Here is a 14,303-nt window from a genome sequence, read left to right as displayed (position 1 = left end):
TCAGACGCGGCTCGCGGTGGCCGTGTCGGCGGACAGGCGCTGGGCGACGTAGATCGGGAGCACGGAGAGCAGGACGAGCACCGCGGCCACCACGTTGACGACCGGGGCCTGTTGGGGGCGGGTCATGTTGTTGAAGATCCAGATCGGCAGGGTCTCGATGCCGGGCCCGGCGGTGAACGTGGTCACCACGATCTCGTCGAAGGACAGCGCGAACGCGAGCAGTCCGCCCGCGAGGAGCGCCGAGCGCACCAGCGGAAAGGTGACGTCGACGAAGGCGCGGAAGGTGTCGGCGCCCAGGTCCATCGCGGCTTCCTCGTACGACCCGGAGGTGCGCCGGAGCCGGGCGACGACGTTGTTGAACACGACGACGATGCAGAAGGTGGCGTGTCCGACGATCACCGTGAACAGGCCGAGGCCCACGCCCAGTGGCTCAAGTACCGTACTGAACGCCGAGTTGAGGGCGATGCCCGTGACGATGCCGGGCAGCGCGATCGGCAGGACGACCACGAAGGAGATGGCGTCGCGGCCGAAGAAGCGGTACCGGGCGACCGCGAAGGCGATCAGGGTGCCGAGCACGAGGGCGATGGCGGTGGCACCCAGTCCGGCCTTCACCGAGACCCAGAGGGCCGCGCGGGCACCGGAGTTCTGCCAGGCGACCGACCACCAGTGCAGGGTCAGGGTGGACGGCGGCCAGCTCGCGCTGCGGTCCGGGTTGAGGGAGTTGACGAGGACGAGCAGGAGCGGGACGTAGATCACCGCGAAGCCGAACCCGGCGGCCACGCGCAGCGCGATACGCGCGGAACGGGAGAGCTGCATGACATGTCACCCCCTTCGGAGGCGGTCGAGAAGTTCTGAAAGGGTTCCGAAAGTCTTCTACAGACTGCTGAGCGCACCTGTGCGGCGCATCGCGAGCAGGTACACCACGATGACGACGACGGGGACGGTGCCGAGGGCGGCGGCCATGGGCAGGTTGAGTTCGATGTTGGAGTAGACGAGGTTGCCGATCAGCTGGGTCTTGCCGCCCACGATCTGCACGGTGATGTAGTCGCCGAGGCTGAGCGAGAAGGTGAAGATCGAGCCGGCGGCGACGGACGGCAGCACCATCGGCAGCACCACCGACCGGAAGGTCCGCCCGGCCCGCGCGCCCAAGTCCGCCGACGCGTCAAGGAGGTTGGCGGGCAGCTGCTCCAGCGCGGTGTGGATCGGCAGGACCATGTACGGCAGCCAGAGGTACGTCAGGGTGAGCACGGTGGCCGGCAGTCCGAACCCCGGTCCGCTGAGCCCGAACGGCTTCAACATCCAGTCGGCCAGGCCGCCTTGGGACAGGATGAGCCGCCACGCATACACCTTGACCAGGTAACTGGCCCACAGCGGGGTGAGGATGGCGACCACGAGCAGCGGGCGCCGGCGCGGCTTCGCAACTCGCGCCGTGTAGAAGGCGAGCGGGAACGCGATCACGGCGCACAGGACCGTGACGGCGAGCGCGACGCCGATGCTGCGCAGGATGACCTGCCGGTACACGGGCACCGTGAACAGCTCGTGGAAGTTGTCGGTCGACCAGACCTTCACCACCTCGGAAGTGAAGGAGTCGGTCGTCCAGAACGCGGAGACGAACAGCACGCTCAGGGAGCCGAGATAGAGCACGGCGAGCCACAGCAGCGGTGCGGTGAGCAGCAGGGAGAGCCGTAGCCGGGGGCGCCGGTACAGCGCCCCCGCGGTCCGGTTCAGCAAGGACATGGCTCAGCCCTTGATCTCGGTCCAGGCCTGCACCCACTTGGCGTACGGCACGCACTTCACGTCCGTACGGCCGTCGAGGCACTGCTCGATGGGCGTGTTCCAGAAGGCGATGTTCTTCCAGTACGCGGTGTCGGCGGCGTGGTAGGTGGTGCAGAAGTTCTTGTCGCTGGTCTCGGCGCAGGCCTTGGCGTTGGCGGGTGCCTCGCCGAAGTACTCGGCGACCTGGGCGTTGGCCTTCGGCGAGACGATCCAATTGAGCCATTGGTAGGCGCAGTTGGGGTGCTTGGCCTTGGCGGAGATCATCCAGGTGTCGGACCAGCCGGTCGAACCCTCCTTGGGTACGAAGGCCTTGATCTTGGTGCCCTCGTCGGCGGTGAGGTTGGCGATGACCTGCCAGGTGGTGCCGACGACGGAGTCGCCGCTCTTGAAGGCGGAGATCTCCTTGAGGTAGTCGCTCCAGTACTCGCCGATGTCCGCGTTCTGCTTCTTCAGCAGGGCGACGGCGGCGTCGAACTGCTTCTGGTCGAGCGCGTAGGGGTCCTTGATCTTCAACTCGGGCTTGGTGGCCTTGAGATAGAGGGCCGCGTCGGCGATATAGATCGGCGAGTCGTACGCGGTGACGTGGCCCTTGTACTTGGCCGCGTCGTCGAAGACCGCGGACCAGGAGGTCGGAGCGGGGGTGACCTTCTGGGTGTTGTACATCAGGAGGTTGGCGCCGCGGCCGTGCGGGATGCCGTAGGCCTTGCCCTTGACCGAGTTCCAGGCCTGGAGCTTCAAGTCGGGGAAAATGTCTTTGTAGTTGGGGACCAGGCTGGTGTTGACGGGGGCGGCGTCGCCGGAGGCTATGAGGCGCAGGGAGGCGTCGCCGGAGGCGGAGACGGCGTCGTACTCGCCGGTCTTCATCAGCTTGACCATCTCGTCGGAGCTGGCGGCGACCTTGGAGTTGACCTGGCAGCCGGTCTGCTTCTCGAAGTCGCTGACCCAGTTCACCTTGGGGTCGTTGGAGCCGTCCTCGACATAGCCGGCCCAGGCGACCAGGTTGACCTCGCCCTCGCTCTTGCCGAGCTTCGACTGGGCTTTGAGATCAGGGGGGTTGAGGCCGCCGGACGAACTGCCTGTCGAGCCGGAGGAGCCGCAGGCGGTGGCGGCCAGCACGAGCGTGGCCACGGCGGCGACGGCCTTGAGGGTTGGGGTGAGGCGCACGACGTTCTCCATACGTGAAAGGACGTGGGAGGAGCGGGGTCGGGGTAAGCGGAGGGGCGGGGTCAGCGAGAGAGGCAGGGTCAGCGGGGGTCGGGAACGTGCACCGTGTGGCGCCGGTGCCATTGCAGTCGCACCCGGCTGCCGCGGTAGGCGGCCACGTCCTCGGCGGAGGTCTCCAGGTTCTGCTGGAGTGCGGTGAGCCGGCCGCCGGCGTCGAGGTCGACGAGGAAGCGGGTGGAGTCCCCGAGGTAGACGACCTCGGCGACGGTACCGACGGCACTCTCGTGGTCCCGGCTCCCGCGGTCCGGGCTCTCCTGGTCCGGGTCGTCGGATTCGGCAGAGTCCTTGAGGACGCGGATCTTCTCGGGCCGGATGCTGTAGGTGCCCGGGGTGCCGACGATCCGCTCCGCCGACTCGCCCTCCAGCAGGTTGGACGTGCCGACGAAGGACGCGACGAAGGGGGTCGCGGGGCGCTCGTAGACCTCGGCGGGAGTGCCGACCTGTTGGATGCGGCCCTGGTCGAAGACGGCGATGCGGTCGCTCATCGTCAGGGCCTCCTCCTGGTCGTGGGTGACGAAGACGAAGGTGATGCCCACCTCCCGCTGGAGCGCCTTGAGTTCGACCTGCATCTGCTCGCGCAGTTTCAGGTCGAGGGCGCCGAGCGGTTCGTCGAGCAACAGCACGCGGGGGCGGCCGACGAGGGCGCGGGCGAGGGCGACGCGTTGCCGCTGGCCGCCGGAGAGTTGGGCGGGGCGGCGGGTGCCGTAGCCCTCAAGTCGTACTTCCGCGAGGGCTGTTCGGGCGCGGGCGAGCCGTTCGGTCTTGGGGACCCCCCGGACCTTGAGGCCGTAGGCGACGTTCGCTTCGACCGTCATGTGCGGGAAGAGGGCGTAGTCCTGGAAGACGGTGTGGACGTCCCGTTCGAAGGGGGCGAGGCCGGTGACGTCCTGGCCGGCGAGTTCGACGGTGCCCCCGGTGGGGCTCTCGAAGCCGGCGATCATGCGGAGCACGGTCGTCTTGCCGGAGCCGGAGGGGCCCAGCATCGAGAAGAACTCGCCGTCCTTGATCTCCAGGTCGACCCCGGCCACGGCGGTCGTGTCCCCGAACGATTTCCGCAGATCCCGCAGCCGGATCGCAATCCCCTCCATGGGCGGGAACCTTTCTGGTGCTCTGTAACGTTGCACGGAAACATATGAACTCATAGTTCAAATCTCAAGACCCCCTTAGGGTAAAGCTTGAGTCAACGTGCAAGGTGGTGACCGTGAACCAGCAGCAGCACATGAACGGCGGCGCCCGAAAGGCCGTCTTCGCCCCGGTCGACAACCGGGCGCGGGTCGACGCCGTCGTCGGCAGGCTCGGGGACGCCATCGAACTCGGGCTGCTCGCCGAAGGCGAGCAGCTGCCGGGCGAGAGCGAGCTCGCCGGGCAGCTCGGGGTGTCCACGGTGACCCTGCGGGAGGCGCTCATGGCGCTGCGCCAGCAGGGGCTGGTCACCACCCGCCGAGGGCGCGGCGGCGGCAGCTTCGTGTCACTGCCCGAAGTGCCCGGCGAGGAGCGGCTGAAGGTCAGGCTGCGCGGCTGGAGCACCGAGGAGCTGCGTGACCTCGGCGACCACTGGGCGGCCCTGTCGGGCACCGCGGCCCGGCTCGCCGCCCAGCGCACCGAGCCGGAGGACCTGGTCCAACTCCGGCGTACGGCCGAGGAGTTGACGCACGCCGAGGGCGCGGCGGCACGCGGCCGGGTGTACGGCCGGTTCCATGTCGAGCTGGCCGCCGCCGCGCAGTCGGCCCGACTCACCCGCGAACAGGTCGCGTTGCAGACCGAGGTCGGCGCTCTACTGTGTCTCGTGCTCGGGAATGACGAATATCGTGAAGAAGCCGCAGCCCGTCACCGCTCCGTAATCTCGGCCGTGCAAGATGGGGCCCACGATTCGGCCAGGGAGTTGGCCGAGCGGTGCGTGCAGGAATCGACGGCGCGGCTCATCGCCGAGCGGCTGGCCCTGTAACTGTCACCGCGTCCGCTCCCCGTCTGCTGGAGGGCACGCATGAGCCTCGCGACGGCAACACCGGCCACGGCACCCGAGCAGTCCGTCGCGGCCGGGGTCCGCTCGGCTCTGGAGTCCGTGTTCGACGCGGTGGCCGCCACCCGCGCCGACACGACGGCGCTGCTCGCCAAGGTGGCCGCACAGGGCCGCCGCCCGGCGACCGTGGACCTCGCCGCCCTGCGCCCGGGCCTCCATCTCCGGCTCGCCCGGCACGAGTTGGTGTCCGGCGTCGGTTTCGTCGCCGCGCCGGGCCTGCTGAGCGACGTACCGGCATGGCTGGAGTGGTGGCAGTCCACCTCCGACGGCGGCATACGACCGCTGCTGCTCGACCTCGATCCCGAGCACTCGGCGTACGCCGACTACACGCACTGGGACTGGTTCGCGCTGCCCCGCGACACCGGGGAGCGGGCGGTCGCCGGACCGTACGTCGACTATCTCTGCTCGGACGAGTACAGCCTCACCCTGTCCGCGCCGGTCGAGGTGGAGGGGCGGTTCGCCGGGGTGGCCGCGGCGGACGTGTATCTACGGCATTTCGAGGCGGCCGTGATGCCGATGCTGCACCAACTGCCGTGCCCGGCACGGCTGGTGAACGCGCGGGGCCGGGTGGCCGCGTCCACCGATCCCCGGCACCTGGTCGGTTCGCTGAGCAAGGGTCCGGACTTCGCCGAGGCGCTGGCGGCGGGCCGGGCGGGGTATGCGCGGGGGGCGCGGCTGGTGCCGTGCGACGGGGTGCCGTTGGTGCTGGTCATGGCGGAGCGGTGACCGAACTCGCTTATCCGTGCGCCGAGTTGAGGCATCCCCGGCACAGGCGGAGCAGCCGGCACTCACTCGGCCGCGGGGACCACCCTCAGGTGTCCGGCGCCGCGGCCCGCCCGGTGGGCCCTGGGCGGTGGAACGCGGCGGGCCTCGCGCAGGACCAGTGTCAGACGCGTATAGCCCATGTTCTCAAGGGTCTTGGGGGTCTCGCCGACGACTCGGCAGACCGTGGCACCCCAGCGCGGGTCGGGGTGCAGCACCGGGCGGACCGCGCCGTCGTGCTCGACGGCCTCCTCGCCGACCGCGCGGATCCAGTGCGGCAGGCCCTGGCGGTAGGCGGCCTCCATGATCGGGTCCTGGGCGATGTCACGGCGGATCGCCTGCAGGCCGTGGTCATGTCCGTGGCTCTCCACGGCGGCGGCGAAGTGGGCCAGCATCGGCAGGCACCAACTCGACTCGTGCTCACCGAGAACGGTGCTCGCGTCGGGGTGGAAGAGCACGAAGCGAAGGAAGTTGTCACCCGGCATCGCCGTCGGATGCGGGCCGACCGTCCGGAAAAGTGACTTGAACGCGCCGTTGGTCAACACCACGTCCCAGCGGTGGTCCATGACGACGGAGGGAAAAGTGACGGCCTCCAACAGCGCGGCGTAGTCCAGGAGATACGCCTGGGCCTCGGGACTCTCGGGGACGGGCCGCGGCGCGGACCGCTGCCCACCTGCCTGATACGCCATCGGGAGGTCACCCCTCTTGCCTATGCGGCCTTCTCGCGGCGCCTTGATCCTGGTGCCCCGACGCGAGTCGTGTCAACTATCGTGGCATTTCATGCTTGTTGACGGCTGAAATTGGCCACAGTTGTGGCGAGACCTGGATGCGAGTTCGAACCAACCGCTACTCTCCGGGATGTTCACGGCCCCCGTTTGTGAGAAGCCTGTGAGAGACGTAGACGTATAGGAGATCTGTCGGTGTCGGATGGCTTCGAGGTACCGGGCACGACGGCGACCGCTCTGCTGCCCGCCGTCGTCGACCGCGTCACCGCGCTCGCCGGACGGCTCGACGTGCCCCAGGCCGAGGTCGTCCACATCGGCCGGCTGTCCGTCGCCTGCGGCGTCCCGGAGCCCGTGGTCAGAGCGCTGCTGAGCGGCCGTCCCGCGGGCGAGCCCGATGTGCAGGCCCGGTTCCTGCAACGCCTCGACCTGTTGCGCCGCACCAGACTCAAGCCCAATGGGCGCAAGTACACGCAGCAGGAGATCGCCGACGGCGCGGGCATGTCCCGCCAGCAGGCGGGCGCGCTCATCAACGGCGACCGGCGCCCCACCATGGAGCACTGCGACGCCCTCCAGCGCTTCTTCCGCGTGCACGCCGGATTCCTCACGGCCGAGGACTCCGAGGCCCTCGCGGGCGCTCTCCAGCGCACCGAGCAGGAGCTGTTGCAGAAGCTCGCGGACCGTGAGCGGGCGGCGGCCTCGGCCGCGGAGGACCCGCTGGAGCGGCTGCTCCAGGACCACGGAGTACGCGGAATCGCCTGGCGGGCCGCGCAGTTGCCCACCGACCAGCACCGCGACAAGGTCGCCGAGTGGCTGGACATGCTCCTGGAGAGCGTGAAGCGGCCCGAGTCGTGATCCGGGGGAGAACTGTGGGCATCGGACGGCAGATGCGCCGCCTGTGCGGCGAGTTGGTCGCGGAACTGAGCCTCGGCGCACCCGCACGCCCCCACGACCTGTATGCCGCGCTGTGCGACGCGATGAGCCGCCGCCGGGGCCGCCCGGTCCAGTTCCGTACGGCCGCCTTCCCGGCCGGCACCGCCAGCGGACTGTGGCTCGACATGGCCGACCAGGACCTCGTCGTGATCGAGGAACGCACCGCCCCCGACCACCAGTTGGTGATCCTGGGCCACGAGCTGTGGCACATGAAGGCCGGCCACTGCGGCCCGCACCTGGAGGGCGCCGCGGTGGCCACCCGGCTCCTGACCGACGCCGTCGACGAGGCGGCGCTGCGCGCGACCGTCCTCAACGTGGCCGCCCGCAGCGGGTTCGAGCGTGCCGACGAGCGGGAGGCCGAGAGCTTCGGCCTGCTGCTGGCCAGCAAGTGCCGTACGTGGCTGGCCGGTTCGTCCCTCAGGGGGCCCGCCCAGCACGACCATCTGGCGGGGCGCATCGAGGCGTCGCTGGGGTATCCGGGGCCGCGCAGCTAGTAAGTGACGACCAGTCACCTTCCTGTTCACCGGGCGGCCGGTCGGTCACGTGGCGCTGCGTTCGCTCGCCTCCCGTAGGTCCCGTTCCGTCGCTTCGCCCTGGGCCGTGACGCCGGGGCGGCCCTCGCACAGGAGGTCGCGCCAGTGCTCGCGGCTCCAGTGGGCGGGGGTGGTGGTGCCGGTGAACTCCTCGACCAGGGTGAGGAACCGTGCCGGGTCGCTGTGGAACGGGAAGTGTCCCGCGCCCTCGAAGATCTCCAACCGGCTGCCCGGCATGGCCTCGTGGGCGCCGTACGCGTGCCGGACCGGCACCACGCTGTCCCGGTCGCCCCACAGCAGCATGGTCGGCATGCCCTCGGTCAGGTAGCAGCGGTCGAGCATGGTGACCACCTGGCCGCGCCAGTCGACGACCGCGCGCAGGGTGCGGATGAAGGCGTTGCGTGCGGTCTCGTCGGGCAACGCGTCGACGAGGGTGAGCAGTTCGGGCGCGTCCCGGCCGAGGTCGGTGTCGAGGAGCCGCAACAGCCCCACCGTGAGGCCCACTTGTAGCCGCATGCCGGGCAACCGCAGTGCGGACAGGGCGAGATGGGATCCTGGGAGCGAGACGAGCCGTAGCACCGGATTGACCTCGCGGCCCACACCGCCCGCGCTGACCAGGACGAGGCGTTCGGTGCGCTCGGGGAACTGGTAGGCGAACTGCATCGCCACTCCCCCGCCCAGCGAGTGGCCGAGCAGGGTCGCGGACTCGATGCCGAGCGTGGTGAGCAGATCGCGGACGCCGTTCGCGTAGGCGGCGACCGAGTAGTCGGCCCGCGGTTTGTCGGAGGCGCCGTGGCCGAGGAGGTCGGGGGCGATCACCGTGTGGGTGCGGGCGAGGTCGGGGATGAGGTCGGTCCAGGTGGCGGAGGAGTCGCCGATGCCGTGGATGAGGACCAGCGCCGGGCCCTGGCCCGCCATGCGGAAGGCGCGGCGGTATCCGTGCACGACGCGGTACTGCAGCTCCAGTTCTCCGGCGCCCACCGAGCGCAGTCGTGCGGCGCGCGCCGGGCGCCGTGCCGGGACGTCCTCCACGCACTCGCCTCCCGTTCACCTGGCCGCCCGCAGTCGGCCGAAAGCCCTTCCCTCCAGCGTAGGGCCGCTGTACCACCGGGGATTTCGAGGACGTTTCGCCTCCGCTAAGCGGGCGAACCGACGCCCGGCACAACGGCATTGTCAGTGGCACCCGGCAAGCTGGAGTCGTGCCGCCGCCGTGCGGAGGCGCATGAAGCCGACCAGGGGAGAGCCGTCCTATGCAGACCGCAGTGATGACCGACCGCGAGCGCGCCGCCGTCCAGGCCTATCTCCGGCTGCTGCACACGGTCCGAGCAGCCTTCGACGGCCCACCGGGCGCCCCTCGCCCCGTCCTCGTCCCGCCTTCGGTACTGGCCGAGGCGGACCAGGCGTTGACGGACGCCGGGCTCGCGGGCAACGAGGAGGCGTTCTTCAGGCTGCTGGAGAGCTGGTGCCCGGAGGGGTGAGGGGAGTTAGGGGATGCGGGACCGTGATGGCCGTGGCGACCAGTCCGCGTCCGACGGTCCAGCGGCCCTCGAAGACGTCGAGGCGCTCGCCGTCGACGACCGGGCCGGGGACGAGGAGGCGGGCGCGGAGACCGCCGCGCACTTCCTCGCCCGGGTCCGTGAAGATCTCGATGTCCGCCTCGGAGAAGTCCAGCCACTTGCCGGTGAGGGGGAACCACGCCTTGTAGACGGACTCCTTGGCGCTGAACAGGAGCCGGTCCCAGTGCACGGTGGGCCGCTCCGCCGTCAGGCGTGCCAGGCGTCCCTGTTCGGCGGGCAGGGAGACGGCGGTGAGGACGCCGTCCGGGAGCGGTGCGTGGGGTTCGGCGTCGATGCCGAGCGAGGCGAGGTCGCCGGCGCGGGCCAGTACGGCGGCGCAGTAGCCGTCGCAGTGGGTCATGCTGCCGATGACTCCGGCGGGCCAGGCCGGTGCGCCGTGGGCGCCGGGCAGGATCGGCTGCGGGGGCACGCCGAGCTTCTCCATCGCGCGCCGGGCGCAGGCCCGGACGGCGGTGAACTCGCGGCGGCGCTTGGGCACCGCGCGGGCCACGCGGGCCTCTTCCTCGGGGTACAGCGGGGCGTCCTGAAGCCCTTCGTCACCGTGTGTCTCCACGGTCACCACGGAGTCCGGAAGCAGTTCCTCGATCACCGGTTCCGACCTCCATCGGCAGGATGCGGCGCAGTCGGCCCGGGGGTTCCGGGCGCTTCTGCCACTCGCGGGGGTATCCCACGGACACCTCTTCGAAGCGGACGCCCTCGTGGTGGGTGGTCCGCGGGATGTGGAGATGGCCGTAGACCATGGTGTCCACGCGGAATCTGCGGTGCCAGTCGGCGGTCAGGGTGGTGCCGCACCACATGGCGAACTCGGGGTACCAGAGGACCTCGGTGGGGTGCCGGTCCAGGGGGTAGTGGTTGATCAGGACCGTGGGGAGGGTGTCGGGGATCTCGGTGAGCCGGCGTTCGGTCGCGGCGACCCGGGCCCGGCACCACGCCTCGCGGCTGGGGTAGGGATCGGGGTGCAGCAGGAACTCGTCGTTGCAGACGATGCCGGTGCCGTGCGCGTACGTCAGTCCCTCGTCCTTGGTCGAGCAGCCGGCCGGGAGGAACGAGTAGTCGTAGAGCAGGAAGAGCGGCGCTACGACCACGGGGCCGCCGGGGCCCTCCCAGACGGGGTAGGGGTCCTCGGGCGTGACGACGCCCAACTCCCGGCACAGGGCGACGAGATGGTCGTAGCGGGCGACGCCGCGCAGGGTGACGGGGTCCTTGGGGTGGGTCCACAGTTCGTGGTTTCCGGGGGCCCACAGGACCTTGCGGAAGCGGCCGGCGAGGAGTTCGAGGACCCAGCTGATGTCGGCCACGGTCTCGGCGATGTCACCGGCCACGATCAGCCAGTCGTCGTCCGTGACGGGCCGCATGTTCTTCACCAGGGCGCGGTTCTCGGCGTACCCGATGTGCAGGTCGCTGATGGCCAGCAGCTGTCCGGCACCGCCGGCCGTCGACTCCACCCTCGCCCCCTCCGTACCCGCGAATGAGTCCACGAGATCACACGCCGCCGTTCCGCGACAAGACGGCCGGGGCATACGAGGCGGTCAGAGCGGGGCCGCGAGGGGAGTTCACACGGCGGGTGGGCACCATCGGGGAATCCGTAACATGGGCGTTGCACGCGGCACCCTTCGAACGCCGTATGATCGCCCCAACACCACCGTCACGAACGCCCCTTCGCCGAGGGCGGTTTGGTGTACCTCCAACCACCCTGGCCGGGCACGGCCTCGCTCCGCCGTGCCCGTGAACCCGAAAGGACGGCCCTGCATGGTCTCTCGCGTACGCGTCTGGCTCAACCGCACGTACGCGGAGAACGTGTTCTTCATGGATCAGCTGCGGAGAAATCCCAGCGACCGGGCCGTCGAGATCCATGCCACGCACGGCGACGCCGACTCCCCCGTACTGGCCGCCGCCGACACCGCCGACATGGAACCCGAGGGCCTGTCCCCGGCCGCCTACGTCGAGTACGCCCTCGACCAGTGCGCCCGCCGCGGCATCGACGTGTTCGTGCCCCGGCTGCACCAGTCGGAGATCGTGGCGCACCGCGCGGACTTCGCGGCGGTGGGCACGGCGCTGCTGGCGCCGACCCCCGAGGCCGTCGCCGTCTTCCACGACAAGGTGATCGCGTACGAGGCCGTCCAGGCGATCGGCGTGCCCGTACCGCCGTGGTGGCGGGTGCGCACGGCGCCCGAACTCGTCGCCGCCGTCGAGGAGTTGGAGGCCGCCGGACACAAGGCGTGCTTCAAGCCGGCGTCCGGCGCGGGCGGGGTGGGCTTCCGTGTGATCACGCGCGCCCCCTTCTCACTCATGCACCTCAACGGCTTCCCGAGCCCCTACGTCCCGCTCGACACGGTCGTCGAGGCGCTGGAGCAGGCCGACGAGCAGGTCGACTGGCTGGTCATGCCGCGCCTGGAGGAGCCGGAGGTGTCGGTGGACTGCCTGACCGGTCCCGACAACCTGATTCGCCTCGCCGTGGGCCGCACGAAGAACGGCCGCCGTCGCGGTTTCACCCTGCACGAGCAGTGGCTGGAGCCGGCCCGCCGGATCGCCGAGGGCTTCGGACTGCACTACCTGTCCAACATCCAGTTCCGCATGTTCGGCGACCAGCCGGTGCTCATGGACGTCAACACCCGCCCCGCGGGCGGACTGCACCAGCTGTCGCTGTGCGGGGTCAACGCCCCTTGGGCGGCAGTGCAGTTGGCGCTCGGCGAGGACCCGGGCACGATGGAGCCGCCGTTCCTGGGCGCGGACTACGCGGTGGTGTCCGGCCCGCGGCAGCTGCGTCCGGTGTCGCTCCCGCACCAGCGCGCGGAGGAGTCGGAGCCCCTGCTCCCGGCGGCAGCGCCCGCACCCGCTCAGGACGCGGTGGAGACGGCGACGGAGACCTCCGAGTCGGGCAGCCGGGCGGCCGCGCGCGCCTGACTGGCGGGCCTGGACCACAACTTCATACCGGTATGGACCAATCATGGCGTCGCACCTTGACACCGCGATTGGTCCATACCAACTTGGTTGCGCACCCTCTTGCACTCCCGAACACCCCCATTACTTCAGGGAGATCGCGTGCGCGACACACTCAGACGCTCCAGACATCGACTCCTCGCCCTGCTCGGTACCGCCGCCCTGGCCATGGCCGGGGCGATCGCGCTGCCCGGTACGGCGGAGGCTGCCAACGTCCTGACCAACCCCGGCTTCGAGTCGGGCAGTCTCTCCCCCTGGTCCTGCTCCGGAAACCTCGGCTCGGTCGTCTCCACGCCCGCGCACGGCGGCTCCAAAGCCCTTGCGGGCGCGGTGAGTTCGAGCGACACCGCACAGTGCTCCCAGACGGTCGCCGTGCAGCCGAGCACGACGTACTCGCTCAGCGGCTGGGTGCGCGGCAGTTATGTCTACCTCGGTGTCAACGGCGGTTCCTCGACGTGGACTTCGTCCCCGTCGGCGTACAGCCAGCTGACGACGTCCTTCACCACCACCGCCTCGCAGACCAGCGCCACCATCTACGTCCACGGCTGGTACGCGCAGGGCACCTACTACGCGGACGACATCAGCCTCGACGGCCCGGGCGGTGGCGGCGGTGGCGACACCCAGGCCCCGACCGCGCCGACCGGCCTGACCTCCACGGCCAAGACCTCGTCGACCGTGTCCCTGTCGTGGGGCGCCTCGACGGACAACGTGGGCGTCACTGCGTACGACATCTACAGCGGTTCGAACCAGGTCCTCAGCGTCTCCGGTACGAGCGGCACGGTCACCGGGCTCGCGGCCAGTACCGCCTACACGTTCACCGTGAAGGCGCGTGACGCGGCCGGGAACAGTTCGGCGGCCTCGGGCGCGGTGAGCGTCACGACGAGTGCCGGCACCGGCGGTGGCACCGGCTTCACCCAGGCCGCGCCGTATCTCTACGAGGGCTGGGGCGATCCGCCGGCCCCGAGCACGGTGATGAGCGCGACCGGCATCAAGTGGTTCACGATGGCGTTCGTGCTCGACTCCGGTGGCTGCAACCCGAGTTGGGACGGCAGCCGGCCGCTGACCGGTGGCGTCGACCAGACCGCCATCAACCAGATCCGTGCGGCCGGCGGTGACATCGTGCCGTCGTTCGGCGGCTGGTCGGGCAGCAAGCTCGGCGCCAACTGCTCCTCCGCGAGCGCCCTCGCCGGGGCCCTGCAGAAGGTGATCACCGCCTACGGCCTCAAGGCGATCGACATGGACATCGAGAACTCGGACGAGTTCGAGAACGAGGCCGTCCAGGCGAAGATCCTGACCGCGCTGAAGACCGTCAAGGCCAACAACCCGGGCCTGCGCACGATCGTCACCTTCGGCACCTCGACGACCGGCCCGACGTACTACGGCAACCGGCTCATCGAGCAGGCGCAGTCGCTCAACGCCGGCATCGACGTCTTCACCATCATGCCGTTCGACTTCGGGGGCGGCGCCGACATGTACGGCAACACGGTCGCCGCGGCCGAGGGCCTGAAGACCAAGCTGAAGTCCACCTTCGGGTGGGACGACGCGACGGCCTACTCGCACATCGGCATCTCGGGCATGAACGGTCTGTCGGACCAGTCGGAGACCACAACTCCCGCCATCTGGACGCAGATCCGTGACTGGTCGAACTCGCACCACATCGCCCGGCTCGCCTTCTGGTCGGTCAACCGCGACCGCGGGTGCGCCGGTGGCGGAGTGGTGAGCAACTGCTCCGGCATCAGCCAGAACACCTGGCAGTTCACATCCATCACAGCCGGTTTCACCGGCTGACGACCCCCACCCCTGGCGGCCGGTCCCC

At 70.0% G+C, this 14,303-nt stretch carries 15 protein-coding genes; 7 read left to right on the top strand and 8 right to left on the bottom strand.

Going from position 1 to position 14,303, the window contains the following annotated elements:
* The 4 genes from OG588_RS42040 to OG588_RS42025 all read right to left on the bottom strand — a co-directional run bounded on the left by OG588_RS42040 (window position 1) and on the right by OG588_RS42025 (window position 4,088).
* Window positions 1-816, bottom strand: coding sequence for an ABC transporter permease (locus tag OG588_RS42040; RefSeq protein ID WP_318020019.1), 816 nt, complete (start codon window positions 814-816; stop codon window positions 1-3).
* A gap of 57 nt (window positions 817-873) precedes the next feature.
* Window positions 874-1,737, bottom strand: coding sequence for an ABC transporter permease (locus tag OG588_RS42035; protein WP_019058974.1), 864 nt, complete (start codon window positions 1,735-1,737; stop codon window positions 874-876).
* Window positions 1,738-1,740: 3 nt separating this feature from the next.
* Window positions 1,741-2,952: an ABC transporter substrate-binding protein gene (locus tag OG588_RS42030; protein ID WP_405951824.1), complete on the bottom strand. Its 1,212-nt coding sequence runs from the start codon at window positions 2,950-2,952 to the stop codon at window positions 1,741-1,743.
* Between the two features lie 68 nt (window positions 2,953-3,020).
* Window positions 3,021-4,088, bottom strand: a complete 1,068-nt coding sequence (locus tag OG588_RS42025) for an ABC transporter ATP-binding protein (RefSeq protein ID WP_405951823.1) — start codon at window positions 4,086-4,088, stop codon at window positions 3,021-3,023.
* A gap of 131 nt (window positions 4,089-4,219) precedes the next feature.
* Between OG588_RS42025 and OG588_RS42020 the strand changes: the two genes are divergently transcribed.
* Together OG588_RS42020 and OG588_RS42015 are read left to right on the top strand one after the other, a co-directional pair.
* Window positions 4,220-4,945, top strand: a complete 726-nt coding sequence (locus OG588_RS42020; protein WP_405953346.1) for a FadR/GntR family transcriptional regulator — start codon at window positions 4,220-4,222, stop codon at window positions 4,943-4,945.
* A 39-nt stretch (window positions 4,946-4,984) separates the two neighbouring features.
* Window positions 4,985-5,746, top strand: a complete 762-nt coding sequence (locus OG588_RS42015) for a cache domain-containing protein (RefSeq protein WP_405951822.1) — start codon at window positions 4,985-4,987, stop codon at window positions 5,744-5,746.
* Window positions 5,747-5,808: 62 nt separating this feature from the next.
* Here OG588_RS42015 and OG588_RS42010 read toward each other — a convergent pair whose 3' ends face one another.
* Window positions 5,809-6,471, bottom strand: coding sequence for a hypothetical protein (locus OG588_RS42010; RefSeq protein ID WP_405951821.1), 663 nt, complete (start codon window positions 6,469-6,471; stop codon window positions 5,809-5,811).
* Window positions 6,472-6,702: 231 nt separating this feature from the next.
* Here OG588_RS42010 and OG588_RS42005 point away from each other — a divergent pair, with 231 nt between their 5' ends.
* Window positions 6,703-7,359: a helix-turn-helix domain-containing protein gene (locus tag OG588_RS42005; RefSeq protein ID WP_405951820.1), complete on the top strand. Its 657-nt coding sequence runs from the start codon at window positions 6,703-6,705 to the stop codon at window positions 7,357-7,359.
* A gap of 32 nt (window positions 7,360-7,391) precedes the next feature.
* Window positions 7,392-7,931, top strand: a complete 540-nt coding sequence (locus OG588_RS42000; RefSeq protein ID WP_405953345.1) for a toxin-antitoxin system, toxin component — start codon at window positions 7,392-7,394, stop codon at window positions 7,929-7,931.
* Window positions 7,932-7,976: 45 nt separating this feature from the next.
* Here OG588_RS42000 and OG588_RS41995 read toward each other — a convergent pair whose 3' ends face one another.
* Window positions 7,977-9,002, bottom strand: coding sequence for an alpha/beta fold hydrolase (locus tag OG588_RS41995; protein WP_405951819.1), 1,026 nt, complete (start codon window positions 9,000-9,002; stop codon window positions 7,977-7,979).
* Window positions 9,003-9,220: 218 nt separating this feature from the next.
* Between OG588_RS41995 and OG588_RS41990 the strand changes: the two genes are divergently transcribed.
* Window positions 9,221-9,448, top strand: coding sequence for a hypothetical protein (locus OG588_RS41990; RefSeq protein ID WP_033281635.1), 228 nt, complete (start codon window positions 9,221-9,223; stop codon window positions 9,446-9,448).
* On the opposite strand, the gene OG588_RS41985 is transcribed toward OG588_RS41990, so the two are convergent.
* Together OG588_RS41985 and OG588_RS41980 are read right to left on the bottom strand one after the other, a co-directional pair.
* The gene (locus tag OG588_RS41985) at window positions 9,414-10,136 is read right to left on the bottom strand and encodes a 4'-phosphopantetheinyl transferase (RefSeq protein WP_405951818.1); all 723 of its coding nucleotides are present in this window, start codon (window positions 10,134-10,136) and stop codon (window positions 9,414-9,416) included. The genes OG588_RS41990 and OG588_RS41985 overlap by 35 nt on opposite strands.
* Window positions 10,084-10,992: a metallophosphoesterase family protein gene (locus OG588_RS41980; RefSeq protein ID WP_405951817.1), complete on the bottom strand. Its 909-nt coding sequence runs from the start codon at window positions 10,990-10,992 to the stop codon at window positions 10,084-10,086. Before OG588_RS41980 ends, OG588_RS41985 begins: the two co-directional genes overlap by 53 nt.
* Window positions 10,993-11,296: 304 nt before the next feature.
* Here OG588_RS41980 and OG588_RS41975 point away from each other — a divergent pair, with 304 nt between their 5' ends.
* Window positions 11,297-12,451 (top strand): ATP-grasp domain-containing protein, encoded by a 1,155-nt coding sequence (locus OG588_RS41975; protein WP_266864331.1) that lies wholly within the window; start codon window positions 11,297-11,299, stop codon window positions 12,449-12,451.
* Window positions 12,452-12,589: 138 nt separating this feature from the next.
* The gene (locus OG588_RS41970) at window positions 12,590-14,275 is read left to right on the top strand and encodes a carbohydrate binding domain-containing protein (RefSeq protein ID WP_405951816.1); all 1,686 of its coding nucleotides are present in this window, start codon (window positions 12,590-12,592) and stop codon (window positions 14,273-14,275) included.
* Window positions 14,276-14,303 lie beyond the last annotated feature (28 nt).

It is taken from the genome of Streptomyces prunicolor (assembly GCF_045162825.1).
Lineage (GTDB): Bacteria > Actinomycetota > Actinomycetes > Streptomycetales > Streptomycetaceae > Streptomyces > Streptomyces prunicolor.
The sequence above is the reverse complement of the archived record's forward strand: the minus strand, read 5'-3'. Positions and strand labels throughout refer to the sequence as shown.